Source organism: Microvirga tunisiensis, from assembly GCF_009296175.1.
Lineage (GTDB): Bacteria > Pseudomonadota > Alphaproteobacteria > Rhizobiales > Beijerinckiaceae > Microvirga > Microvirga tunisiensis.
In genome coordinates this window covers 1-24,546 of record NZ_VOSK01000014.1, presented here as the reverse complement: position 1 = coordinate 24,546, position 24,546 = coordinate 1, and the positions used below count along the sequence as shown (strand labels likewise).

Genomic DNA, 24,546 nt, shown 5'->3' with positions numbered 1-24,546 from the left:
AGGGCGGCATCGCCCTTCTTCTCGTTCTGGCCGGCTTGATCGTGCTGACTGCACGGCATGGCGATCCAAAGATCTCTCCCGCTGGCCGGGATCGTCTGGAGGCCGTGTTCGTCAGCAACCGCTATCATGCAGGATTGGCGCTGCCTCGAAAACAGGTGGCCAATCTCGGAGGCGCCAAGGGGCTGCCGGCCCTGATCTCAATCGCTTCACGCTTCCAGCATTATGAGTGGATCGAGTTCGGGTGGGGCGATGCCGAGTTCTATCGCGCGACGCCGACGACCGCTGAGTTTCAATGGCGTCTCGCTTGGCTCGCGCTGACGGGGCAGGGGCAGGGAAGCGTCCTTCACGTCGTCGGTCTTGAGAAGGAGCCGGAACGGACGTTCCGCACATCCGATCTCGTGAGGATCAGGCTCTCGCCTGAGGGCTTTGCCCGTCTGGGGCAGAAGATCGAGGAATCCTTTGCTGCCGATGATAGCCAGCGACCGCAGGAGCTAGGCCCGGCCTCTATGGGCCGAGCCTGTTCTACAAGGCCAAGGGCCAGTTCAACCTGTTTCACGTTTGCAACCATTGGGTCGCCGATCTGCTGGATGCCGCAGGCATTCGTACGACGCCAGGTCTCGCGATTCTTCCTGCAGGCCTGCTCGCAGATCTGGCATGGCGCTCCGGTTTGTCATCGGCGCGGATACCGTAAGCGCCGCCTCATCCCATCACGAAGTCCACCAGCAGCTTCACGTTCAGCACCACGATCACCGCAGCGACGATGCCTGCAATCGCGGTGAGCCAGCGCGGGGTGACGAGGGCGCCCATCTTGTTCTTCGAGGCGGTCATGGTGACGAGCGGGATGACAGCGAAGGGGAGCTGAAGGCTCAGGATCACCTGGCTCAGGATCAGGAGCTTCCCGGTGCCACCCTCGCCATAGGCGATAGTGACGCCGGCAGCCGGAACGATGGCGATGCCGCGCGTGATGAGGCGGCGCATCCAAGGCGCCATCCTGAAGTTGATGAAGCCCTCCATGACGATCTGGCCCGCCATGGTCGCCGTCACCGTCGAGTTCAAGCCGCAGCACAGGAGCGACAGGCCGAAGAGCATCGGCGCGATGGCGCTGCCGAGGATCGGCTGGAGGAGAGTATGGGCTTCGCCGAGCTCTGCGATTTCCGACCGGCCCGTGTGATGAAAGGCCGCGGCCGCGAGGATGAGAAGGGACGCGTTGATCGTCAGCGCGAACATCAGGGCGATGGTCGAGTCGAGCGTTGCGAAGCGTAGGGCCTCGCGCCGTTCCGTCGGCGTGTCGCCATAGGCTCGGGTCTGCACAATGCCTGAATGCAGGTAGAGGTTATGCGGCATGACCGTTGCGCCCAGGATGCCGAGCGCGAGATAGAGCATGTCGGGATTGGTGACGATGTCGGTCGTCGGGGCAAAGCCGGTGATCACGCCGGCCCAATCCGGATCGGCCATGCCGATCTGGATGCCGAAGCACACGGCAATTACGCCGAGCAGGGTGATGATGAAGGCTTCGACCCACCGGAAGCCGAGGTTCTGCAGATACAGGATCAGGAACACGTCGAGCGCCGTGATGATGACGCCGATCTCGAGCGGAATGCCGAAGAGGAGATTGAGGCCGATGGCCGTGCCGATCACCTCCGCGAGGTCCGTTGCGCAAATGGCAAGCTCCGCGAGCAGCCACAGGCCCCAGGCGACCGGCTTCGGATAGGCGTCCCGGCAGGCCTGGGCGAGATCCCTGCCCGTGGCGACCGCCAAGCGTGCGCAGAGAGACTGCAGAATGATCGCCATGATGTTGGAGATCAGCGCTACCGAGAGCAGGGCATAGCCGTATTTCGAGCCGCCGGCGATGGAGGTCGCCCAGTTGCCCGGGTCCATGTAGCCCACCGCCACCAGATAGCCGGGGCCGAGGAAGGCCGCAGCCCGCCTCCACACTGATCCCGGCCGCACCGCGATCGAGCGATTCACCTCCGGCAGGGAGGGCAGATCCCGGGAGTGCCGCCAAGCGGCCTTCTGCACGAGGGAGATGGGAGCGGGCTGATCCATGGGCTCTTTCTGCAGTTGCGAAGCATTTGCAATAAGAGGCTAACCTGGAATGAGCAATCCGACAAGAGGGTATTGTACAGAGTTGCAGAGAGATGCCTCGATTTTGGTCCGGCAGCGGCAGCAACGGTTGGAGGCTAGTTTCAATCCTCCTGTTGATGCGTGACAAGTGGCTTCAGGTTTGCTCTAGGTTCCCAAAACCCGGACGAGAAAATCTGGTAAGGGATGGAAATGCTCGAGAGTGTTCTGATTGCCAATCGCGGCGAGATCGCGTGCCGCATCATCCGCACCGCCAGGCAGCTGGGGATGCGCACGATCGCGGTCTATTCGGAGGCCGACGCCGGCGCGCTCTTCATGCAGATGGCGGACGAGGCCCACCTCATAGGTCCTCCTCCGGCCCGCGAGAGCTATCTCCGGATCGACAGGATCATCGAGGTCGCCAAGCGCACAAAGGCAGCCTCCATCCATCCCGGCTACGGCTTTCTCTCGGAGCGAGCCGAGTTCGCCGAGGCCTGTGCGGCGAACGGCATCGTCTTCGTCGGGCCGCCGGCCTCCGCCATCAATGCCATGGGCTTGAAGGATGCGGCCAAGACGCTCGTGCAGCAGGCGGGCGTGCCGGTCGTGCCTGGGTATCATGGCTCCAAGCAGGATCCGGGTTTCCTGCGCCAGAAGGCTTATGAGATCGGCTATCCGGTTCTCATCAAGGCCGTCGCCGGCGGCGGCGGCAAGGGCATGAGGCGGGTCGAGAAAGCGGCCGATTTCGACGCGGCGCTCGAAAGCGCCCAGCGCGAGGCGCAGAATTCCTTCGGCGATCCACGGGTGCTGGTGGAAAAATACATCCTCTCGCCGCGTCATATCGAGATCCAGGTCTTCGCCGACGGTCACGGCAACGTGGTGCATCTCTTCGAGCGCGACTGCTCGCTCCAGCGCCGCCATCAGAAGGTGATCGAAGAGGCACCGGCTCCCGGCATGACCCCCGAGATGCGCCAGGTGATGGGGCAGGCTGCGGTGGAAGCAGCCCGCGCGGTCGGCTATGTCGGTGCGGGCACTGTTGAATTCATCGCCGACGGTCGGGAGGGCCTTCGCCCCGACCGCTTCTATTTCATGGAAATGAACACCCGGCTGCAGGTGGAGCATCCCGTAACGGAGGCAATCACGGGGCTCGATCTGGTGGAACTGCAGTTCCGCGTCGCGTCCGGCGAAACGCTGCCTTTCTCACAGGACGATCTCACCATCGACGGACACGCGGTCGAGGCACGCCTCTATGCGGAGGATCCGGAAAAGGAATTCCTGCCTTCAACGGGCAGGCTCTGGGCTCTTGAATTCCCGGAGAGCGAGGGGATCCGTATCGATACCGGTGTCGAAGCCGGCGCCGAGGTCACGCCCTATTACGATCCCATGATTGCGAAGGTCATCGCGCATGGCACGACCCGCGAGGAGGCCTTGGACAAGCTGGCCGATGCGCTCGGGCAAACGATCGTCGCAGGTCCTAAGACCAATGCGGCTTTCTTGAAGAAGCTCTGCGAAGCCGAGGGCTTTAGGGCGGGGCCGTTCGATACCGGCTTCATCGACCGCAACATCGCGAGCCTTGGGGTCGGACCTCAGCCCCTTGACGAGGTCGCCGTGTCTTTCGGCGCATCCGCGCTCATCTCACGGGAGATCGAGCGGCTGCGCATGGCCGAACTGCAAAAAAGCGATGAGCCGTCATCGCCCTGGTCCATGCCGGATGGCTTCCAGCTTCTGGGACTTCGCAGCGTCGGCGTGCCGCTGCGTGTCGACGGCGAGCGCGTCGAGGCCCGCGAGGTGTTCAGCCGCGAGCATCATGGCGCGAGCACCGTTGCTTTCGGCGAAAGCGATCCCTGGGCCGATGCGGAGATCGACCGCGAGGTGGATGCACCGCACGGCGTCTACATTCTCCGCCATGGACGCCAGACGCTCGTGCAGCCCTATGATCCGTTCGATGTCGATCTCGAACACATGGACGAAGGTGGTACGGTCAAGGCGCCGATGCACGGCAAGCTCATCGCGATCTTCGTGCAGCCCGGCGACCGGGTCGAGAAAGGTCAGCGCCTCGCCATTGTCGAAGCGATGAAGATGGAGCATGTGCTGGTAGCGTCCTCCAATGCCGAGGTGGCGGAGATCGCCGCTGAGCCGGGGGCGCAGGTGGCGGAAGGGGCACGCCTGATCGTGCTCAAGACGGAGGACTAACCTGCGGCGCATCGCCGGATGACAGATCCGGCAGGTGCATGGTTGAAAACGGATATGACACTTCACCTGATCAAACTCTGCGTCGGCTGCGACTCGATTACGGATCTCGAAGAGTGGATCGAGGAGAACCGCGCGCTGCATCGGCGCCTTGGGCGCGATTATGAGCAGACGCACACGACCCGCATGGTGCCCAAGCGCGTCGACGAGTTGCTCGATGGCGGCTCCTTGTTCTGGGTGATCAAGGGGCAGGTTGCGGCTCGCCAGATGCTACTGGCCGTTCGGCCCTTCACCGATGCCGACGGCATCGGCCGCTGCCATCTGGTGCTGGAGCCGAAGGTGGTTGCCATCGAGCCGCGCCCCTACAGGCCATTCCAGGGCTGGCGCTATCTGGTCGCCAAGGAGGCTCCGCGTGACATCGACCTGAAAGCAGGCGATCTTGCCAAAATGCCGGAAGACATGCGCCGGGAACTGGCTGAGTTGGGCCTTCTATAACCTATGTGAATCTTTGGAGATGGTTCGATGAGGCTTCTATCCGCGATTGTCGCTCTTCCGATTGTCACAATTGGTCCTGCGCTTGCGAAAGAGTGCCGCATGCCTGACGTGCCTCCAGGCGTGCGCGTCCAAGTGCCGCCGGAATGCAGGGATCGTTTCCAGGACCGCCGGATGGAGGCTGAGAGGCAGGATACCCTTAGAGCAAGTCAGGGCTTTATCGGTTTGGGGAACGGCACGCAGGTGCGGATCGGTGGTCGTGTTCGGGCGGAAGTCACGGGGCGCCGTTAGACTTTTTTGCTGGGGATCATCCTGGAACCGCGCTGCCTCGAATAGCATTGGCTCAGCAGTACAGTTGAGTGGAGGTTCCGATGCTGATGTGTGCATCCGAAGGCCGGCACTGGCGTCATGAGGTCTGCGAGCATGACGACGGCTATCTTGTCCAAATGCGCGATCTGATGACGGGCGAGCTGGACGAGGAATTCTCCACCATCTTCCGCACGCTTCCCGTGGCCTTTGCCTATGCCGAGATGTCGGCCGCCTACGAGCGCTACGCTGCGTCGGAACTCGAACATGCCGAGGACGAGCAGATCGAATTCGATGTCGAAGCGACCGAGCGCCATTTCATCGATCTGAGCGACAGGCTCCACGATTCCGGCATCAATGGCGTCGTCGTCCAGGCCTGGGAACGGGAAAGCCAGCGCAGCCGGGCCGGATTGCTGCACTGAAACTTGATTGGGACAGTCCTGAGCTTCGCGTTTGCAAGCAGAGACTGTCCCTCTAGCATTGCTCCATCACGACTCACACCGATGATGGAGTTTCCATGGCTGATCTCTCTGCCTTCCCGATTGCGACCCGCTGGCCGGCCCGGCATCCCGACCGGATCCAGCTCTATTCCACGCCCACGCCCAATGGCGTCAAGGTCTCCATCATGCTGGAGGAGACCGAACTTCCCTACGAGCCGCATTTCATCAATATCGGCCAGAACGAGACCTGGACGCCGGAATTCCTCTCGCTGAACCCGAATGGCAAGATCCCGTCCATCATCGATCCTGATGGACCGGGCGGCAAACCGCTGCCTCTGTTCGAATCCGGTGCTATCCTCCTGTATCTCGCCGAGAAGACCGGAAAGCTCCTGCCGTCCGATCCGGCGCGGCGCTACGAGACCATCCAATGGGTGTTCTTCCAGATGGCGGCAGTGGGGCCGATGTTCGGCCAGCTCGGCTTCTTCCACAAGTTCGCCGGTCGGGAGATCGAGGACAAGCGCCCGCTCGAACGCTACCGGAACGAATCCAAGCGCCTGCTCGGCGTGCTGGAGACGAGACTCGAGGGTCGCGACTGGATCATGGGCGAGGACTACACCATTGCCGACATCTCTCTGCTCGGCTGGGTCCGCAACCTGGTCGGATTCTACGGCGCGGGCGAGCTCGTGGACTTCGACAGCCTGAAACATGTCCCGGTCTGGCTGGAACGCGGCCTAGCTCGCCCTGCCGTCCAGCGCGGCCTCGATAGTCCGAAGCGGCCTGAATAGCCCTTCGCCGCCGCCGTCATTCTTCAAGCTGCCAATTTACATCCGCCCCATCCCGGCCCACATGTTGGGGTGGGGAAGAAAACGATGATGCTGCTTCTTGGAATTGTGGCGGTCGCCCTTCTGTGGTGGCTTGCCAAGGCTTACACGCGCACTGATACCCAGGCTCTGGCGAAAAGCCTCAAGGCCGTGGCCGGTGTCGCCGCGTTGGGTGCCGCTGTGCTTCTAGGCATCAAGGGGCGCTTCGACATGGCCCTTCTGCTCGGCGGCTTCGGAGCCTGGGCGCTGGGCTGGAACGTCCTGAATCTTCCCGGGCCCTGGCGGAAATTCCAGCAGAAGACCGGCCGTTTTTCCCGCATCCGGTCAGCCATGATCGAGATGGAGATCGACCACGCGACCGGCGCTGTCGAAGGAAGCATCCTGGTGGGAGCTCTCGCGGGGCGCCGCCTCTCGAGCCTGGACCCGCAGAGCTTGAGTCGTCTCTATGACGAATGCTGCGCCCACGATCCCCAGGGCGTTCCTCTCCTAGAGGCTTATCTTGATCGCCGGTTTTCCGGCTGGCGTGAAAACGCTCAGGGAGATCGCGACACGCGGACGCGCACCCATGCGCATTCGGGCGTAATGACGAAAGAAGAAGCCTATCAGATCCTGGGGCTTCAGCCTGGTGCGAGCCTCGACGAGGTCCGAAAAGCGCATCGGACGCTGATGAAGAAGCTCCATCCCGACCAGGGAGGGACGGCGTATCTCGCGGCTCGCGTAAACGAGGCGAGAGAAGTCTTGTTGGGCCGACATCGCTGATACTCCACGCGCGATCCGGTTGGCTTCAAGCTGCGACGGCACAAACACACGCACCGTCGCAGAGTTCTCTACATCAGGTCAGCCACGCGAGGCGAAGCAGTTCACGCCGCCTTTCTTGATCTGCTTGCAAGCACTGGCTGCATCATTGGATTCGGAGAAGCCGGAGAAGCGGGCGCGGTAGAGCGTGCTGCCGTCGACGGTCACCTTCTCAGTGAAGGGCGAGGCTTTTCCGAGGACCTTGCCGAAGCGGCCGCGGGCCGAGTCGAGCATGGCCTTGGCCTTGTCCTCGTCATCCGTGGCACCGAGCTGGATCACCCAGCCGGTCACGACCTTCTTGGGCTCGACCGCCTCGGCCTTGGGAGCTTCAGCCTTGAGGGAGGCTGTTTTGGTCACCGCAGCGGTGGTCGTGGCCGGCGCGGGCTGGACGGCCTTTGCTTCGATCTTGGCCTGCAGAGCAGCTTTCTGAGAGACCGGGATCTGAGCCGGAGACGGCAGAGCGGCGTAGGCCTGAGCGTTCAGCGGCAGCGGCTCCTGGCCCTTCTGCCACCGCACGGAGGAGGGAGTGGTGGTCGAACTGGCGCCCGAAGCCGAGGCGACCACCGGCCGCAAGGTGTTCAGGTCGAGCGGCTTACGCTCGGGCGTAGCCTGAGGTGTCGAGGCCTGTGCAACGGGAGCCTGCGGGGTGGCCGAAGCCACTTTCACAGGAGCCGCAACGGGAGCGGTCTCGACCAAGCGCGGAGCCGGGGCCTCGGCCACCAGGGCAGGCTGGTTCTCGAATACGGCAGGCGCAGTCCGAGCACCCGCATAGGCGCGGGGCAGATGATCGTCGATGAGAGCAGCCATCTTCTGGTCACGGGAAGCGCCTGAGCGGCCGCCGAGCACCACGCCGACAATGCTGCGCGTGTCGGTGTTGACCGAGGTCAGCAGGTTGAAGCCGGAGAGGCGGGTATAGCCGGTCTTGATGCCGTCCACGCCCTCGACCTTTCCGAGCAGCCGATTATGGCCCCGGATGGTGCGGCTGCCGTACTGGAACGAGCGGGTCTGGAAATAGGCGAAGTACTTCGGGAAACGGTCCTGGATCGCGCGGCCGAGGACGGACAGGTCGCGGGCGGTTGTGATATTTGGCGGCTCATGCGGCAGGCCGTGCGGGTTGTAGAACGCCGTCGAGCTCATCCCGAGTTCCCTGGCCTTGCGGGTCATCATCTGAGCGAAGGCATCTTCGGAGCCGGCGATGTTCTCGGCGACCACGACGGAAACGTCGTTGGCGGAGAGGGTCACCATGGCCTTGATGGCATCGTCGACCTCGATGGTCGATCCGGGGCGGACCCCGAGCTTGGTTGGCGGCTGGCTTGCTGCATAGGCCGAAACTGTCAGAGGGGTGTCGGGGCGCATGCGGCCACGCTCAAGCTGCTCGAACAGCAGGTAAAGGCTCATCACCTTCGTGAGCGAGGCCGGGATGCGCGGCTCGTCGATGTTTTCGCCCTGCAGGATCTTACCGGTCTTTGCATCGACGACGATGGAAGCGGAAAGAGGAGTGTAACCACCACCGGACGACTTTACCTTGCGGCGTGCTGCTTCCGCAGGGGACGCAACCGCAACGGCAACTGACGCAACAATACCAATCAGAGCCCATGTCTTTCGGTGTCCCATCCTAACCGAATTCATGCTGCAAAATCCCTGTTTCGTTTGGTTTTTAGGCCCTTGCGCCCGGCTCTCTCGAAGGAACCGTTGCCGGCGCAACACATCCCCTGACGGTAAGAGGTTGCGGTTACGGGGCGGTTAACGGGGGAGAATCGATTGATTTGATTATTGTGCGCTGCACAATAAAACTTGACAACTTTTTGTGCGCTGCACATATTGGGTCCGTCAGCTATCCAGCGGCGCCTACCGTCATCTAACTCCTTATTGCCGAGGTTCACAATGCTTCAGCCGCTTACCCAGATTCAGAAGTTCGGCCAGGACAACCTGGATGCCACCGTGAAGGCCCTGGGCGCCTTCTCCAGCAACAGCCAGACGATTGCGTCCGAGACGGCGGATTTCGCCCGTAAGTCGTTCGAGCAGACCTCTGCGACCGTGGAGAAGCTCCTCGGTGTGCAGACCCTCGACAAGGCTGTTGAAATCCAGACCGCCTTCGTAAAAGGCGCCTATGACAGCCTCGTCAGCCAGACGGCCAAGATGAGCGCGCTCTATTCCGCTCTCGCGACGGAGACGATGAAGCCCTACGAAGGGCTCCTCTCCAAGGCAACCGCCGCCTGAGGCCGGATCGCCAGATCTTCTCTCATGAAGCGCCCGGGCCTGTCCCGGGCGTTTTGCGTTGGGGCTGCCATGCGCCCAGGGCTGAGCTTCCCGCTCGCGCAGGAGTGACCAACATGTCGCTCTTTTCTTGGAGGCTGCGACCACCCATCTGGTTGATCTGGCAAACCGAATGGAGCGACTATACATTTGGATTGATGCTGATGGCCCGAAATAGGACGGACCGGAGGCCGAGGCCAAAAACAGATGAAGGGGCGGTCGTCCGATTATGTTGCGGTTAGCTCAAGGTACTTTGACCCTGTCGGAGTCTTATCCGGTTTCCGCTGCCGGCGGGTCACAGCCCCCTGGGGGCGACGATGGCGGTCGCTCGAACACCTCCATCATCACGAAAACCAAACCGCGCACGAAACGGCCGAACCTTTACCGCGTTCTCCTCTTGAACGATGATTACACCCCGATGGAGTTCGTGGTGCACGTGCTGGAGCGGTTCTTCAACAAGAACCGTGAGGATGCGACCCGGATCATGTTGCACGTACACCAGAATGGCGTGGGGGAATGTGGAGTTTTTACATACGAAATTGCCGAGACCAAGGTGACCCAGGTGATGGATTTCGCTCGGAAGCACCAGCATCCTCTGCAATGTGTCATGGAAAAGAATTAGCCGAGCCCCGTCTCATAAAAGGACAAGCCGTTGCCGAGCTTTTCTCGCAGTCTTGAACAAGCCCTTCACCGAGCTCTCGCTCTCGCAGGCGAGCGCCGCCATGAATATGCAACCCTCGAACACCTTCTCCTGGCCCTGATCGACGACCAGGATGCTGCGGCCGTCATGCGGGCCTGCAATGTCGATATCGAAATTCTTCGCCGCAATCTGGTCGAATACGTCGACAGCGAACTTGCCAATCTCGTGGCCGACGGACGCCAGGATTCCAAGCCGACAGCCGGCTTCCAGCGTGTGATCCAGCGGGCGGTGATCCATGTCCAGTCTTCCGGCCGCGACGAGGTGACCGGCGCGAACGTGCTCGTGGCCATTTTCGCCGAGCGCGAGAGCCATGCCGCCTACTTCCTGCAGGAGCAGGACATGACCCGCTACGACGCGGTCAACTACATCAGCCACGGCATCGCCAAGCGCCCCGGTCTCACGGAAAGCCGCTCCCCACGCGGATCCGAGGAGGAATCCTCGGCCGAGCGTCCGACGCAGGACGAAGGTGACGCGCGCCAGAAGAAAAAGGGCGATGCGCTCGAGGCTTACTGCGTCAATCTCAACAAGAAGGCGAAGGAAGGCCGGATCGATCCGCTGATCGGCCGTGAATCCGAGGTCCAGCGCACCATCCAGGTCCTGTGCCGCCGCCAGAAGAACAACCCGCTCCTCGTCGGCGAGCCCGGCGTCGGCAAGACCGCCATCGCGGAAGGACTGGCCCGCAAGATCGTCCAGGGCGAAGTGCCGGAGGTTCTCAAGGGAGCCACCGTCTTCTCCCTCGACATGGGCACGCTCCTTGCCGGTACCCGCTATCGCGGCGACTTCGAAGAGCGCCTGAAGCAGGTCATGAAGGAGATCGAGGCGCATCCGAACGCCATCATGTTCATCGATGAGATCCATACGGTGATCGGCGCCGGCGCCACCTCCGGCGGAGCGATGGATGCCTCGAACCTCCTGAAGCCCGCCCTGGCTCAGGGCAGCCTTCGTTGCATCGGCTCGACCACCTACAAGGAATACCGCCAGTATTTCGAGAAGGACCGGGCCCTTGTGCGTCGCTTCCAGAAGATTGACGTCAACGAGCCTTCGGTGCCGGATGCCATCGAGATCGTGAAGGGCCTGAAGCCCTATTTCGAGGATTTCCACAAGCTGAAGTACACCAACGACGCCGTGAAGGCGGCGGTGGAACTGTCGGCTCGCTACATCAACGACCGCAAGCTGCCGGACAAGGCGATCGACGTGATTGACGAGACCGGCGCGTCGCAGATGCTTCTCCCGGAAGGCCGTCGCAAGAAGACCATCGGCATCAAGGAGATCGAGGCGACCATCGCCACCATGGCCCGTATCCCGCCCAAGACCGTGTCGAAGGACGATGCGGAGGTGCTCGCGCACCTGCAGGATACCCTGAAGCGGGTGGTTTACGGTCAGGACAAGGCCATCGAGGCGCTGTCCTCGGCAATCAAGCTGGCCCGCGCCGGCCTGCGCGATGCGGAGAAGCCCATCGGCTCCTACCTGTTCGCCGGCCCCACGGGCGTCGGCAAGACCGAGGTGGCCAAGCAGCTTGCGACGTCGCTCGGGGTCGAGCTCCTGCGCTTCGACATGTCGGAGTATATGGAGCGGCACACGGTCAGCCGCCTGATCGGCGCACCTCCCGGCTATGTTGGCTTCGACCAGGGCGGTCTCCTGACCGACGGTGTCGATCAGCATCCGCATTGCGTGCTCCTGCTCGACGAGATCGAGAAGGCGCATCCGGATCTGTTCAACATCCTGCTCCAGGTCATGGACCACGGGAAGCTGACGGACCACAACGGCAAGCAGGTCGATTTCCGCAACGTGATCATCATCATGACCACGAATGCGGGGGCCGCCGATATGGCACGTCCTGCCTACGGCTTCACCCGTACCAAGCGTGAGGGGGACGATACGGAGGCGGTCAACAAGCTGTTCACGCCCGAGTTCCGCAACCGTCTCGACGCGATCATCTCCTTCGCCCATCTGCCGAAGGAAGTGGTGCAGAAGGTCGTCGACAAGTTCGTCATGCAGCTCGATGCCCAGCTTGCCGACCGCAACGTCTCGATCGAACTCACCGACGAGGCCCGCGACTGGCTGGTCGAGCACGGTTATGACGAAGCCATGGGCGCCCGCCCGATGGGCCGCCTGATTCAGTCGACCATCAAGACGCCGCTCGCGGACGAGGTTCTCTTCGGCCGCCTGAAGGATGGCGGAGCCGTCCGCGTGGTGGTCAAGACGGACGACATCGGCCTGCAGAGCCTCGGCTTCGAATACGTCGAAGGGCCTGTGAAGCCGAAGCCCGAGAAGGACGTAACGAATGCCGCGAAGAAGAAGCCCAAGGCCAAGGCCGCTTCTTCGAAGGCGAAAAAGGCAGTGAAACCGAAGGGATCCGATGGTAATGGAGGCGGAGGTGTCCGCACCGTTCCGAAAGTTCCATTGGTTAGAGCATGATGAGTGAGATTCACGAGGGACCCCTGGAGGCGTCCCGGACCCTGGACGCTCCGGCGAAGCCGTCATGGCGCGAAAAGCGCTACGTGCGTCGTCGCCGGCGCGTATGGTTCGAGGAAGTCCTCGGTTGGATCCTCGTGCCGGTGATCGTTTTCGGCTGCTACTGGCTGCTGAACATCGGCCTGAACGCGGTCGGCACATCGCCAGCCGCGATCATGGAAGGGATCGACGCGATCATCTCCAGTCTTTGAGATAAGCCGGGTCCAGACTTGGCTCTCTATCAAGCCGCATCGGATCCCATGCCGATGCGGCTTTTTATTTGGCGGCTCACGTTACGGGAGCATCGACCGTACAGATGATCCCCGCCGGAGCGAATGTGATCTGCGCCTCGCCGTTCAGATCCTGCGCCAGGCTGCGCTCGATAAGGCGGCTGCCGAAGCCGCGGCGCTTGGGGGGCTCGACCCTGGGACCGTTCGTTTCGGACCAGGTGAGATGCAGGCGCTTTTCTCCCTTCCGCTCGACGGACCAAGCAACCCGAACCTCACCGTTGGCATTTGAGAGGGCGCCGTATTTCACGGCATTGGTGGCCAGCTCCTGCAGGGCCATGGCGATGGCCAGCGCCATGCGCGGCGATAGGCGGACGTCCGGACCCTCCATGTGCAGGCGGTTCTCGCGTTCGTGACGATAGGGAGCCATGGCCTCTCGCACGATCTCGATCAGACCGGCTCCTTCCCAGTTCTCCCGCGTGAGCACGTCATGGGCACGGGACAGGGCGAGCAGGCGCGCCTCCATGGCCAAGCGGGCCGCTTCCGTGGTGTCTGCGTTACGAAAGGTTTGAGAGGCAATGGACTGAACGGTGGCCAGGGTGTTCTTCACCCGGTGATTCAACTCGTTGATCAGAAGCTCGCGGTGCTCCTCGGCCTTCTTTCTTTCCGTGATGTCGACGGCGATACCGGGAAACCTGACCGGTTGACGAGCTGCGTGATAGCAGCGTCCCTGCGCGAAGACCCAACGGATCTGCCCGTATTTATCGACCGTGCGGTACTCAGCGGCCAAGGGAGCACCCGTCTCAACCGCCTGTTGGATCTGTTCTTTGATCCGGTTGCGGTCGTCGGGATAAATGCCGTTCACGAAGCTGGCGATGGGCGCTCCCGCTGCGGCGAATTCGGGATCGACGCCGTAGAGGATTGCGAAACGCTCATCCGCATATACGAGGTCGGACTGGATATCCCAGTCCCAGGTTCCGACGACGCTCGATGCCTCAAGGGCGAGTTGAAGGCGCTCCTCGCTCTTACGCAAGGCGGCTTCCGACCGCAGCCTCTCGACGGCATCCCATGTCCGCTCGGCCACATCCTCGATGAGCTTGACTTCGCCCGGGCTCCAGAGGCGCGGCTCGTGGTTGTGAACGTAGAGGGCAGCGACCATGCGTCCGCGCTTGATCAGACTCACGGTGACGACGGCGGAGAACTCAAGAAAGGCAAAGGCGGCTAGGTGCTCCGGCGAATCGGTACGCGGATCGGCCGCCGCATCATGAACCACGAGCGTTTCACCCCGCTTGAGGGCGTCATGGATCTCTGGGCCGAACGCCGCGAGGTCATGGGTGCCGGTCCTGTGCGCGACCGTGCCGTCGGTCCAATTGCGCTCAGTAGTGAAATAGCGAGCCGTCTCCTCGACCTCCCCATAGCCGACACGACTCGTCTTGAGATGCTCTCCCAGCATCGCCTGTGCCGCCGCGATCACCTCGATGGGCTCGTGCAGACCGCGTAGGCGATCACTCAGGCGAACGACAAACTCAAGTCTACGTTCGCTCAGAACCTTTGCGGTCGTATCATGGACTGTGCAGAGGATGCCGCCCACATGACCTGCTTCATCGTGAATAGGACTATAAGAGAAGGTCCACCACGTTTGCTCGGGGTAGCCGTTGCGCTCGACAGTGATGGGCAGGTCTTCGAAGTAGCTTGCCTGTCCGAGAAGAGCCTTTTCGGCAATGGGGCCAACCGTGTCCCAGGCCTCGGCCCAGACTTCCCGAAAGGGTCGACCGAGGGCCTGCGGCCTTGATCCCAGGATCGGTGCATAGGCATCGTTGTAGAAACTCGTCAGTTCCCGGCCCCACAGCATGTAGGTCGGAAACTTCGAGTGGAGCATGATGCCGACGGCCGTGCGCAGAGAATGCGGCCATGTCTCGATCGGGCCGACCGGCGTGGCCGACCAATCGTGATGGCGAGTGCGCTCGCCCATGATCGCGCCTTCCGCAAGGAAATCGGGCTGAAGCTTCACACGTTCCTGCATCAAGTGCACTCCCGCAGGATACAGGTGGTGTCAATGTTCATGGACGGTGAGGAGTTCAGTAGGGGCGCGCAGATGCATAGTCCACATATGAACCAATGTCGCGCATTGTCTAGGGCGCAGCTTGGGGCTTGCTGACGCGACTTTGGGCTGAGGAAGTATTCTTTTGGAGCGGTTTGACTTGATCTGCTCCGAATCCTAGCCTCGCAAATTCCTCGCTCACTTGCGGGAAGAGCTTCTGATAGGCAACGAGGTCGATGTGACGAAACTGATCGGTATTTCGGGAAGCCTGCGTCAAGCCTCGTACAACTCCGCCTTGCTGCGGAACGCGGCGGGCCTGATGCCCGAGAATGCGGAGCTCGTCGTTGAAACCATCCGCGGAATTCCGCTCTACGACGGAGACGTCGAAGCCAATGAAGGGATTCCCGAGCGGGTGACGGAGCTGAAGGAGGTCATCGCCGTTGCGGATGGCCTGCTTCTCGTCACGCCGGAATACAACAACTCCATCCCGGGCGTGTTCAAGAACGCCATCGACTGGCTCTCCCGGCCGGACACGGACATCAAGCGCGTCTTCGGCAGCAAGCCCGTGGCTGTCATCGGCGCCTCGCCGGGCGGCTTCGGCACAATTCTGTCCCAGAATGCTTGGCTTCCAGTCCTCCGAACGCTAAGAGCCGATTTCTGGGCCGGCGGTCGCCTGATGGTCTCGCGCGCGCAGGCGGTCTTCAACCAGGACGGCACATTCGCCGATCAGAAGATCGAGGAGCAGCTGCGCAAATATCTCGAAGGCTTCACCGCCTACGTTCGGGCTGCACGGCAAAACGCATCCGCTCCCTAATCCTGATCTTCATCCCGGTGCCGGAACGGGGTCGCTTCCGACAGCTCTTCCGCAGCCTCCGATACGTAGAGACGCTCTTGATCCAGATAATCCTGCACCGCTCGGCGCAGCGAAGGATCGGCGATATCATGGGCCGAGGCTGTGATCACGGGCCTATAGCCGCGTGCCAACTTGTGCTCTCCCTGAGCTCCGGCTTCGACCCGGTCGAGCCCGCGGGCGATCGCGAATTCGACAGCCTGGTAATAGCAGACCTCGAAATGCAGGAAGGGATGATCCTCGATGCATCCCCAGTTGCGTCCATAGAGTCGCTTGTCGCCGATGAAGTTGATGGCACCCGCGATATAGTGCCCGTTGCGCTTGGCCATGACGAGCAGGACCCGGTCGGCCATACGTTCACCGACGAGGGAGAAGAAGCGGCGATTGAGGTAGGGACGGCCCCATTTGCGCGAGCCCGTGTCCATGTAGAACGCGAAGAAGGCATCCCAATGCGCCTCGGTGATGTCGCCTCCGGTCACCCACTCGATGGAAATGCCGTTTGCCAGGGCATCGCGCCGCTCGCGCCGGATTGCCTTGCGCTTGCGTGAGGCGAGGGCAGCCAGGAAGTCTTCGAAACTGCCATAGTTGTCATTGAACCAGTGGAACTGCTGGTCGTCCCGCTGCAGGAACTTCTCCGCGGTCAGCGCCTTGAGATCCGCTTCCTGCAAGAAGGTGGCATGAATGGAGGAAGCGCCCGTCTGGTCTCTCAAGGCTCTCAGACCGGCGATCAGATAGGAGCGGATCTCCGCTGATCGAGGCCCATCTGGAACGATGAGGCGAGGGCCCGTGACCGGCGTGAACGGAACCGCGACCTGGAGTTTGGGATAATAGCGCCCGCCCGCACGGGTATAGGCGTCCGCCCAGGAATGGTCGAACACGTACTCGCCCATGGAATGGGACTTGAGGTAGCAGGGGGCCGCGCCCAGAAGTTTTTCAGCCTCGTCCTCGACGAGAATATGAACAGGCGTCCAGCCGGTCTTGGCCCCGACGCAGCCGGAATCCTCCAGCGCGGAGAGAAAGGCATGAGACACGAACGGGTTGAACGGATCGTCGTCGCCCGAGCCCGTGCCGATCGCGCAGGCATCCCAGTCGGCGGCAGGAACCGCCTTGAGACCTTGGGCAATTTTGACTTGGAATGTCACTGGGTGGAAGGATCTCGCCATCGGGGATTAAGAGCTAATCACTCAGCAAGATCCTTGCAACTGTTGGCGCATCGCGCGGAAAAGTGGCGCCGGTCTTCCGCGCAATGTGCTCTTCAAGAAGAGGTGCATCGGACCAATCCTAAAAGCGGTGTCCACTTTCGGGTCCGGTGCTCTAGGGCAGAAAGCCCTCGAACACCATCTGGTCCGCATGCTTTTCGGCCTTGGCGCGATCCTCAGGATTGCGCACCGTCCAGGTCATGACGGGCAGGTTGCCTAGGATCCGGCTGAGATGGGTCGAGGCACAGGGGATATCCTTGACGCGCCAGGACAGGAAATGCGGCTGCGTCTCGGAGAAATGCAGCAGGTTCGCCATCCGGTGCTTCTGCTCAGAGCTTAGGAAGCTGTCGGACTTGGAGGCGTATTCCAGCTCTCCGATGAACCCGCGCGTGATGCTCGGCGCATTTTCGCGAAGATAGGCGACGATATCCGGGTCGAACGACTTCACTACGAACGGGCCGTTGTAGTCGGCCAGGGTCTCGATGACCCGCTTCGTCAGCCGCATGTCGCCGTTGAACTTGCTCTTGATCTCGACGACGAGGGGCGTGCGTCCGGCGATCTTGGCAAGATAGTCCTTGAAGGATGGAATCTTGTCTCCGTCCGTGGCGCCTGCGATGCCGATCCCGGTCAGAGCAGAGAGTTTCCGCTCGACCACGAGGCCGGTATCGCCCGTGAGACGGTCCAGCTCGAAATCGTGGAAGACGATGGCCTCGTTGTCGGCGGTCAACTGAACGTCGAGTTCGATAGGAAAGCCGCGCACGATGGCGGCTTCCGCGGCCGAGATCGTGTTCTCGATGATGCCTTCGGCTTTGTTGTGGAGGCCGCGATGGGCGATGGGCTTCGCGACAAGCCAGCTCGGGGTGCTCATTTGATTTCAAACATTCCTTCGACTTCGACACAGGCATCGAGGGGCAGTTCCGCCACGCCGATGGTGGAACGGGCATGGCGGCCCGCGTCGCCCAGGACCTCGACCATCAGGTCCGAGGCGCCGTTCATGACGGGTGCGAGGGCCGCGAAGGTCGGCACCGCATTGATGAAGCCGCCGAGGCGGACGCAGCGGGTGACCTTGTCCAGATCGCCGACGGCGGCCTTGAGCTGGGCGAGCAGATTGATGGCGCAAAGGCGTGCGGCCTCCTGGCCGACCTCGGGCGAGATTTCCGCGCCGAGTTTGCCCTTGTGGGCATCGGCCAGCTTGCCGTCGAGGCCGAGGCAGAGCTGCCCGGAGATGACGATCAGGTTTCCGGTCCGGACGAATGGGACATAATTCGCAACCGGTGCGGCCGGCGTCGGGAGCGTGATATCCAGTTCCTGAAGTTTTTTGTCGACTGCGCTCATGGAAGCCTCGTTCCGTGACATCATTCGGACGGAGTAGTGGCGGATGAGCCGTAAGGACGCAAGCGAGAACATTGCCCTGTCCGCAGGAGGATCCTATCCTGGCTGCCTTCGGATCGGGAGAAGATATGCGGTTCCTAGTTGTAGCCTCTGGCCTGTCCATCGCCTTACTGGCGCCGGCTTTCGCGCAAACGCCAAAGCCTGCAGTTCAACTCGTGCCTCACAGAGCGGTCTACGACCTTTCGCTCCTGCGGGCCGGCGAGTCCAATGGAGTCGAGAACGCAAGGGGGCGCATCGCCATGGAATTCGGCGGTGATGCCTGCGACGGCTACACCCTCAAATACCGGCAGGTCACCATCCTCAACAGCAGCGAGTCGGGCTCCAACACCCTCGACATCCAGACCGCGACCTATGAGACGGGCGACGGCCGCTCTATGCATTTCAAGTCGACATCGCTTCGGCAGGGCATGATCAAGGACGGCGAGGTCGATGGCGACGCCAAGCTCACGCCCCAGGGGAGCCTCAACGTCGATCTGAAGCAGCCGAAGAGAAAGGCGTTCGAGGCCGCGGGCGAGACGGTGTTCCCGACCGAGCACCTCAAGCGCCTGATCGAGGCGGGGCGCCGGGGGGACAGCACTCTCTCCGTGAAGGTCTATGACGGTTCCAACAAGGGCGACAAGGTTTACGACACCCTGGGCCTGATCGGCCGCAAGATCGAGGCAGGCGCGGCGACGGCCTCTCTCGAGGATGTTGCCCAAGGCGAAAAGCTCGCCTCGGTCCCACGCTGGCCCATCACCATCAGCTACTTCGAGGATGGCAAGGCTGACCGGATGCCGGTCTATACGATCTCCTTCGAGCTGTACGCGAACGGGGTCAGCCGCGCCCTCAAACTCGATTATGGGGACTTCGCCTTGAAGGGCGACCTGAAGAGCCTGGACGTGCAGGCGCCGAGCCCCTGTCAGCACTAGGGCTCGCACTCTACGGCTTGCGCAGCACGATTCCCTTCTGCACGGCGGTGGCGCCGAACTTGTCGCGGAGCTTGTCGATGGCGGCTTCCATGTGAGCTTGGCGCACCACGCTCTGATCCGCGAGATCGCCCTTGTCCGCATCGGCGGCGTCGCAGAGGTCGGCCGCGCCGATGCCGATGAGGCGAAAGGCGGTGCCGTCGCAGGCAGCCTTCAGGAGTTGCCGCGCCGGATCGAACAGCCGGGCGGCGAGCTGGGTCGGGGCGAAGCCCGACCGGGTTCGCGTGAGGAGCCGAAAATCCTTGTCCTTCAGCTTCAGGGTCACGCTCTGCCCGGCAAGGCCGGCAGCCTTGAGGCGGCGGGAAACCTTTTCCGAGAGCCGCCATAGGATCGGCTCCAGATCCTCGAAGGAGCGCAGATCCGTCTCGAAGGTCGTTTCCGCCGAGATGCTCTTCGTTTCGCGTTCCGGCGTGACCGACCTGCTATCCTCGCCCCAGGCCAGCCGAGACAGGCGCTGAGAGTCGCGGCCGAGGGCCTCGAACAGGGTCCTCAGCGGCACGTCGCGGAGATGCGCGATCTGCGTCACGCCGACCTTGGCGAGCCTGCTCTGCGCCGAGGTGCCGATCCCGGGAATGATCCCGACCGGCTTGTCGGCCAGGAAATCGGCGGCTTCCTCGCGTCCGATGATGGAAAAACCGCGGGGCTTCTGGAGGTCGGAGGCGATCTTGGCCAGGAACTTGTTGTAGGAGAGCCCGACGGAGATGCTGATCCCGATCTCCTTTTCCACCTTACGGGCGAAGCGGGCGAGGGTTAGGGCAGGGCTGCCGTGATGCAGCCGCTCTGTTCCCGTCAGGTCGAGAAAGGCCTCGTCGATGGAGACGGGCTCCACCAGCGGGGTCAGCTCCCGCATGAGCTGGCGCACGTCGCGCCCGGCCTTGCTGTACTTCTCCCCGTTGGGCTTGATCACCGTGGCGTGGGGGCAGAGCTTGAGCGCCTGGAACATAGGCATCGCCGAGCGCACGCCGTAGGTGCGCGCGACATAGCAGGCGGTCGAGACGACCCCGCGCTTGCCACCGCCGATGACCACCGGCTTGTCGGCGAGGCTCGGATCGTCCCGTTTTTCCACCGCCGCGAAGAAGGCGTCGCAATCGACGTGGGCGATGGAGAGGCTGTCGCGCTCCTTGTGCCGCAAAAGGCGAGGGGACCCGCAAGCCGAGCACCGCTCCGCCAGAGGGTTGGCTGAAAGCGTCAGACAGTCACGGCAGAAAGGAGCGTCGCTCATGGGCGGCAGGGCTATTCGAACTCGGATGGGGAGAGGGTCCAATGGGCCTGCATGATGTGTTCCGGCTTGGTGTTCAGCTCCTTGGCAAGCGCGATCAGCAGCCGCTCGTCGGATACGACATAGTCGAGGATCCCGGCGAAGAAACCAGGGGACGAGGCGGCCGAGCGGATGGTGTCGGGGCGCAGGCCGGAGACCGCCAGGAACCGACTCAGGCGCTCCTCGTCGCCCGTAAGGAACGAAAAAGCGCCGAGTGCGACATTTTCGGCCTCCTCGCGAGTAACTCTTTTTAAGGGAGTGTTCATTCTGTCAATTTGCATTTCATCAATAGGTTTGGACGTAACTATACCATCAAATGAACCATTGGGCCGGTGTAGTACATCTGGAGCCCCGGGGATAACGGCCATGAAGAAGACTGTGCTCATCGTTGAGGATAACGAACTCAACATGAAACTCTTCAACGATCTCCTCGAGGCTCATGGCTATGCGACCTTGAAGACCAGCCATGGCATCGAGGCCATGGAGCTGGCCCGGGCTCACAAGCCGGACCTGATCCTCATGGACATCCAGCTGCCCGAGGTCTCCGGTCTCGAAGTGACACGCTGGCTCAAGGCTGATGACGAGCTGAAGTCGATTCCCGTGATTGCCATCACGGCTTTCGCTATGAAAGGCGACGAGGAACGGATCAGGGAAGGGGGCTGCGAGGCCTATATGTCCAAGCCGATCTCGGTTTCCAAGTTCATCGCGACCGTGAAAACTTATCTGGAGGCCGACGGCAAGCCGTCTTAACTGGGCCGAATTCAAGGCATGACCCAAGCAGAAGCTTCAAGAGAACGAGTCATCTCCTTGAGATGACTTGGCTTTAAGTTTTTTTTGGAAAATGCCGCTTTTTGGCCACATGGGTGCTTGCATCGTTCCATGTTTCCTATACGTTTCAGCCCAAGTCTCCGCCTTAGAGCGGACGTAATGCCCTACGGATGCTCAGGTCCGCCGCATCTCCTGGGAGTTCGGGGGCTCGGCCAGCTTGGGGGCAGATCGTTGCCTCCTCAACGCTGTCCCCAGCTGGCCACCACTTCTTTATTATGTTTTCCAACTCAAGGCGCCGAAAGGCGCCTTTTGTTTTCCGGACCGGTACCCATAAGTTTCGACAAGCCGTCTGGGTCACGTGCTGAATCGGCATAGTTCCTATTTTATCCAGGCTTAATAATAAGAAAACTTTCCGTTGGGGGAGGTACTTCTCCCGGCCGATCCGAGATGCAGTTCCCGTTCCGTCCTGCTACCCTGGGGCAATATTGTCCAAACCGGATGAGAGACCATGGACCATCGCACACCTTCGCTGCCGCCTAAGACGGCGCTGACCCGCTTTTCCGTGGCTCCCCTGTCGACCATGACCCGGCACCTCGCGGATGTCGCCTCGGGTCGGGCTCCCGCCGATCTCGTGATTACGGGCGCCCGTGTGCTTTCGACCTACAGCGAGCGCATTGCGCCGGAGCGGGAGGTCTGGATCGCAGGCGGACGCATCGCGGCCGTGAAGCCTGCGGGTGCGCATCGCCAGGTGAGTGGCGCGCCGGGCCGGGTCTACGACGCGAAGGGCGGGATCGTCGCGCCTGGGCTCGTCGATCCGCATATCCATATCGAGAGCAGCATGATCACGGCCTGCGCCTATGCGGAGGCAGCGCTGCTCAATGGCACCGCAACGATCTTCTGCGACAGCCACGAGATCGGCAATGTGATGGACGCCGCCGGCATAGAAATGATGCTGGAAGACGCCCGCCACGCGCCTCTATCCATCTTTCTCACGGTGCCAAGCACGGTGCCCGCGACCTCGCCGGAACTGGAAACAGCGGGCGGCGACCTTACGCCAGACAAGATCGCGGCTCTTTTCGACCGGTGGCCCGAGGCGGCGGCCCTCGGCGAGAAGATGGATTTCGTGCCTGTCACCATGGGCGACGAGCGCAGCCACGCGATCCTCGCGGCGGCCTTGGAGCGCGGCAAGCCGATCTCGGGCCACATCTACGGACGCGAGTTCGTGGCCGCCTATGCGGCGAGCGGCGTCACCGATACGCATGAAGCCATCGACCGCGACATCGCCGACGATCTGCTCGATGCGGGGGTGTGGATCTTCCTGCGCGGCGGTCCACCCACGACGCCGTGGCATTCGCTGCCCGAGGCTATCAAGACCATCACGGAGCTGGGTTCTTCGCACAAGCGCATCTGCGTCTGCACCGACGACCGCGATGCCGACGACCTGATGATGTTCGGCATGGATTGGGTGACGCGTGAAGCCCGCCGCGCGGGCATGAGCTGCGAGCAGGCCTGGAGCATGGGGTCGCTCCACCCGGCCACGCGCTTCGGTATGGAGGGAGAGATCGGCGGCCTGGGGGCGGACGCCGTGCGGACGTGGTGCTGCTCAACGACGCGCTCGAGGTGCAGAACACCTGGTATGGTGGCGAACTCGTGGTCGAAAACAGAAAGATCACGCCGGTGCTCGATCAGGCACTCTCCAACCCCTATCGCTATCCCGCGCAGGCGTACCGCACGGTCCATGTCTCGAAGCGGCCGAAGCTGATCCCGGAACTGCCCACATCAGCCTGCGAAGCCAATGTGATCCGCGTCGCATTGCCGGGCATCGTGCTCTTCCATGATAAGGTGCGGCTCCAGCCCGAGAAGGATTGGGGTGCGCTGCTCGCCAAGAACGATCTCACCTTCGTGTCGGTCATCGAACGCCACGGCCGCACGAATGGGGCCGGTATCGCCCATGGGTTTCTCAAGGATTTCGGCCTGAAGAGCGGAGCGGTCGCGAGCAGCGTCGGGCACGATTCCCACAACCTGATCGTGGCGGGGACGAACGAGGGCGATATGCAGGTGGCCCTCGATGCCATCATCGAAGCGCAAGGCGGTGTTTGCGTGGTGGATCAGGGCAAGGTCATCGCCATGGTGCCGCTTCCCATTGCGGGACTTCTCTCCGACAAGCGCGTGACGGAAGTGGCCGAGGAGACCCGCACCCTGAAGGCCGCATGGGAAAAGGCGGGCTGCAAAATCCCCTATATGGGCTTCAATCTCATCCCGCTTTCGGTCATCCCCGAGATCCGCATCACCGACAAGGGACTGGTGCTCGTGCCGGAGATGGAGCTGGTGCCGCTCTACGCGGAGTGAGCGCTCAGCGCGGAGCGGTGGCCTCGAATATCGCCACCGCTTCGCGCATCGCGGACACGAAGGCCGGATGATCGTAGAGATCGTTGTGGCCTGCATCCGTAATCGTTCGATCGAGAACGAGATTGGGAATGGCGCTCCGCAACGGGGCGCTGCGCCGCGCCGGAACGATGGTGTCACGACCGGCTGCGATCATTGCGGTGGGCGTCCGCTGCTCCTTCACCAGATCGATGACAGGCATATGATGGCGCAGGAGCAGTCCCGTCGGTGCCCAGGAGAAGTGTTCTCTCGCTAACGCCTTCAAGGAATCGAATGGCGTGACGAGGATCAGCCCGTTCACGGGACGATGGCGCGCCACATGGGATGCCACGCCGCTGCCGATGCTGAAGCCTATTGCAATGATGGGATGTGAGCGGCCCTGTTGGAGGTGGTCAAAGATCGTCAATGCATCCGCGAACAGAGCCTTTGCGCTTGGCTCGCCGCCGCTCGGCGCATAGCCTCGGTAATGGAAGGCGATCACTTCGTGGTCCGGAAAGAGGCTATGGAGATAAAGCGCCATGGAGTCTGCATTCCAGGCGTTGCCGCCGAAGCCGAGGAGGGGGGACTTCGGATTTGATGGAGCCCCGAGCCGCACGCCTACAAGTCGATTGCCGTCAGGTGCCGTTACCTCAAGCCGTTCAGCTGAAGGTGGCAGCAACGGTCGGTTTGAAGCCGCCATTTGCACCAGGAAAAGCATCTTCGTCTGGAGCAGTGCTGCAATCAGCACCAAGCTGTCAAGCGACACCGAGATTTACGAGATAAGGCGACATCCAGTTTTACGACGGCTCAAGCGTGAGCCCGCTGGAGAGCCTCCTCCAGATCCCGCAGGCGATAGCTGCGCCCCTTGATGTTGAGAACATGCGCTCGGTGCAGCAGGCGGTCGAGGATGGCCGTGGCCAGCACCTCGTCGCCGGCCAGCAGCTCGGTCCACTCCCGGATGCTCTTGTTC

At 62.1% G+C, this 24,546-nt stretch carries 23 protein-coding genes and 3 pseudogenes; 16 read left to right on the top strand and 10 right to left on the bottom strand.

All coding sequences use genetic code 11. The features are described 5' to 3' along the window. Window positions 1-41 precede the first annotated feature (41 nt). Together FS320_RS47685 and FS320_RS47680 are read left to right on the top strand one after the other, a co-directional pair. Window positions 42-440, top strand: a pseudogene (locus FS320_RS47685) (DUF2459 domain-containing protein); the annotation flags it as partial. A gap of 77 nt (window positions 441-517) precedes the next feature. Continuing rightward, window positions 518-691, top strand: coding sequence for a DUF2459 domain-containing protein (locus FS320_RS47680; protein WP_338105347.1), 174 nt, complete (start codon window positions 518-520; stop codon window positions 689-691). 8 nt (window positions 692-699) lie between these two features. Here FS320_RS47680 and FS320_RS06825 read toward each other — a convergent pair whose 3' ends face one another. Then, window positions 700-2,046 carry an Nramp family divalent metal transporter gene (locus FS320_RS06825; RefSeq protein WP_152710339.1) on the bottom strand — a complete coding sequence of 449 codons (1,347 nt, stop codon included), beginning with the start codon at window positions 2,044-2,046 and terminating at the stop codon, window positions 700-702. Window positions 2,047-2,274: 228 nt separating this feature from the next. Between FS320_RS06825 and FS320_RS06820 the strand changes: the two genes are divergently transcribed. The 6 genes from FS320_RS06820 to FS320_RS06795 all read left to right on the top strand — a co-directional run bounded on the left by FS320_RS06820 (window position 2,275) and on the right by FS320_RS06795 (window position 7,066). Continuing rightward, complete coding sequence (locus FS320_RS06820) at window positions 2,275-4,251, top strand: acetyl/propionyl/methylcrotonyl-CoA carboxylase subunit alpha (RefSeq protein WP_152710338.1); 1,977 nt, start codon at window positions 2,275-2,277, stop codon at window positions 4,249-4,251. Window positions 4,252-4,305: 54 nt separating this feature from the next. Next, window positions 4,306-4,743 (top strand): DUF1489 family protein, encoded by a 438-nt coding sequence (locus FS320_RS06815; RefSeq protein WP_152710337.1) that lies wholly within the window; start codon window positions 4,306-4,308, stop codon window positions 4,741-4,743. A gap of 99 nt (window positions 4,744-4,842) precedes the next feature. Continuing rightward, on the top strand, window positions 4,843-5,031 hold the full coding sequence (locus FS320_RS06810) for a hypothetical protein (RefSeq protein WP_152710336.1): 189 nt from the start codon (window positions 4,843-4,845) through the stop codon (window positions 5,029-5,031). Between the two features lie 80 nt (window positions 5,032-5,111). Then, entirely contained in the window at window positions 5,112-5,468 is a 357-nt protein-coding gene (locus FS320_RS06805) for a hypothetical protein (protein WP_152710335.1), read from the top strand. A 95-nt stretch (window positions 5,469-5,563) separates the two neighbouring features. After that, entirely contained in the window at window positions 5,564-6,271 is a 708-nt protein-coding gene (locus FS320_RS06800) for a glutathione S-transferase N-terminal domain-containing protein (RefSeq protein WP_152710334.1), read from the top strand. 84 nt (window positions 6,272-6,355) lie between these two features. After that, entirely contained in the window at window positions 6,356-7,066 is a 711-nt protein-coding gene (locus FS320_RS06795) for a DnaJ domain-containing protein (RefSeq protein WP_152710333.1), read from the top strand. Window positions 7,067-7,144: 78 nt separating this feature from the next. Here FS320_RS06795 and FS320_RS06790 read toward each other — a convergent pair whose 3' ends face one another. Beyond that, window positions 7,145-8,731 (bottom strand): SPOR domain-containing protein, encoded by a 1,587-nt coding sequence (locus FS320_RS06790; RefSeq protein WP_152710332.1) that lies wholly within the window; start codon window positions 8,729-8,731, stop codon window positions 7,145-7,147. 255 nt (window positions 8,732-8,986) lie between these two features. Here FS320_RS06790 and FS320_RS06785 point away from each other — a divergent pair, with 255 nt between their 5' ends. The 4 genes from FS320_RS06785 to FS320_RS06770 all read left to right on the top strand — a co-directional run bounded on the left by FS320_RS06785 (window position 8,987) and on the right by FS320_RS06770 (window position 12,724). Then, window positions 8,987-9,322: a phasin family protein gene (locus tag FS320_RS06785; protein ID WP_152710331.1), complete on the top strand. Its 336-nt coding sequence runs from the start codon at window positions 8,987-8,989 to the stop codon at window positions 9,320-9,322. Between the two features lie 265 nt (window positions 9,323-9,587). Continuing rightward, the gene (gene clpS, locus FS320_RS06780; protein ID WP_244626999.1) at window positions 9,588-9,980 is read left to right on the top strand and encodes an ATP-dependent Clp protease adapter ClpS; all 393 of its coding nucleotides are present in this window, start codon (window positions 9,588-9,590) and stop codon (window positions 9,978-9,980) included. Between the two features lie 30 nt (window positions 9,981-10,010). Further along, window positions 10,011-12,476: an ATP-dependent Clp protease ATP-binding subunit ClpA gene (clpA, locus tag FS320_RS06775; RefSeq protein ID WP_152710330.1), complete on the top strand. Its 2,466-nt coding sequence runs from the start codon at window positions 10,011-10,013 to the stop codon at window positions 12,474-12,476. Then, the gene (locus FS320_RS06770) at window positions 12,473-12,724 is read left to right on the top strand and encodes a hypothetical protein (protein ID WP_244626998.1); all 252 of its coding nucleotides are present in this window, start codon (window positions 12,473-12,475) and stop codon (window positions 12,722-12,724) included. The genes clpA and FS320_RS06770 overlap by 4 nt, the downstream gene beginning before the upstream one ends. 76 nt (window positions 12,725-12,800) lie before the next feature. On the opposite strand, the gene FS320_RS06765 is transcribed toward FS320_RS06770, so the two are convergent. Next, on the bottom strand, window positions 12,801-14,762 hold the full coding sequence (locus FS320_RS06765) for an HWE histidine kinase domain-containing protein (protein WP_152710329.1): 1,962 nt from the start codon (window positions 14,760-14,762) through the stop codon (window positions 12,801-12,803). Between the two features lie 256 nt (window positions 14,763-15,018). Here FS320_RS06765 and FS320_RS06760 point away from each other — a divergent pair, with 256 nt between their 5' ends. After that, a complete protein-coding gene (locus tag FS320_RS06760) occupies window positions 15,019-15,594 on the top strand; it encodes an NAD(P)H-dependent oxidoreductase (RefSeq protein ID WP_162002991.1) in 576 nt (191 codons plus the stop codon). Here the strand turns inward: FS320_RS06760 and FS320_RS06755 are convergent. The 3 genes from FS320_RS06755 to FS320_RS06745 all read right to left on the bottom strand — a co-directional run bounded on the left by FS320_RS06755 (window position 15,591) and on the right by FS320_RS06745 (window position 18,164). Beyond that, complete coding sequence (locus tag FS320_RS06755) at window positions 15,591-16,793, bottom strand: GNAT family N-acetyltransferase (protein ID WP_152710328.1); 1,203 nt, start codon at window positions 16,791-16,793, stop codon at window positions 15,591-15,593. The genes FS320_RS06760 and FS320_RS06755 overlap by 4 nt on opposite strands. Window positions 16,794-16,944: 151 nt before the next feature. Next, on the bottom strand, window positions 16,945-17,697 hold the full coding sequence (locus FS320_RS06750; RefSeq protein WP_152710327.1) for a glycerophosphodiester phosphodiesterase family protein: 753 nt from the start codon (window positions 17,695-17,697) through the stop codon (window positions 16,945-16,947). Next, window positions 17,694-18,164 (bottom strand): RidA family protein, encoded by a 471-nt coding sequence (locus FS320_RS06745; protein ID WP_152710326.1) that lies wholly within the window; start codon window positions 18,162-18,164, stop codon window positions 17,694-17,696. The genes FS320_RS06750 and FS320_RS06745 overlap by 4 nt, the downstream gene beginning before the upstream one ends. Before the next feature lie 125 nt (window positions 18,165-18,289). Here FS320_RS06745 and FS320_RS06740 point away from each other — a divergent pair, with 125 nt between their 5' ends. After that, window positions 18,290-19,129: a cell envelope integrity EipB family protein gene (locus FS320_RS06740; RefSeq protein WP_152710325.1), complete on the top strand. Its 840-nt coding sequence runs from the start codon at window positions 18,290-18,292 to the stop codon at window positions 19,127-19,129. Between the two features lie 10 nt (window positions 19,130-19,139). Here FS320_RS06740 and FS320_RS06735 read toward each other — a convergent pair whose 3' ends face one another. Both FS320_RS06735 and FS320_RS06730 read right to left on the bottom strand, forming a co-directional pair. Beyond that, window positions 19,140-20,408 (bottom strand): DNA polymerase IV, encoded by a 1,269-nt coding sequence (locus FS320_RS06735; RefSeq protein WP_152710324.1) that lies wholly within the window; start codon window positions 20,406-20,408, stop codon window positions 19,140-19,142. Between the two features lie 11 nt (window positions 20,409-20,419). After that, window positions 20,420-20,710 (bottom strand): DUF3572 domain-containing protein, encoded by a 291-nt coding sequence (locus FS320_RS06730; protein ID WP_162002990.1) that lies wholly within the window; start codon window positions 20,708-20,710, stop codon window positions 20,420-20,422. 100 nt (window positions 20,711-20,810) lie between these two features. Here FS320_RS06730 and FS320_RS06725 point away from each other — a divergent pair, with 100 nt between their 5' ends. Together FS320_RS06725 and FS320_RS06720 are read left to right on the top strand one after the other, a co-directional pair. Then, entirely contained in the window at window positions 20,811-21,194 is a 384-nt protein-coding gene (locus tag FS320_RS06725) for a response regulator (RefSeq protein WP_036351276.1), read from the top strand. 526 nt (window positions 21,195-21,720) lie between these two features. Then, window positions 21,721-23,561 (top strand): annotated as a pseudogene (locus FS320_RS06720) (adenine deaminase). Window positions 23,562-23,565: 4 nt separating this feature from the next. Here FS320_RS06720 and FS320_RS06715 read toward each other — a convergent pair. Together FS320_RS06715 and FS320_RS06710 are read right to left on the bottom strand one after the other, a co-directional pair. Continuing rightward, the gene (locus FS320_RS06715) at window positions 23,566-24,276 is read right to left on the bottom strand and encodes an alpha/beta hydrolase (protein ID WP_338105346.1); all 711 of its coding nucleotides are present in this window, start codon (window positions 24,274-24,276) and stop codon (window positions 23,566-23,568) included. Window positions 24,277-24,404: 128 nt separating this feature from the next. Continuing rightward, window positions 24,405-24,546 (bottom strand): annotated as a pseudogene (locus FS320_RS06710) (ATP-binding protein); the annotation flags it as partial.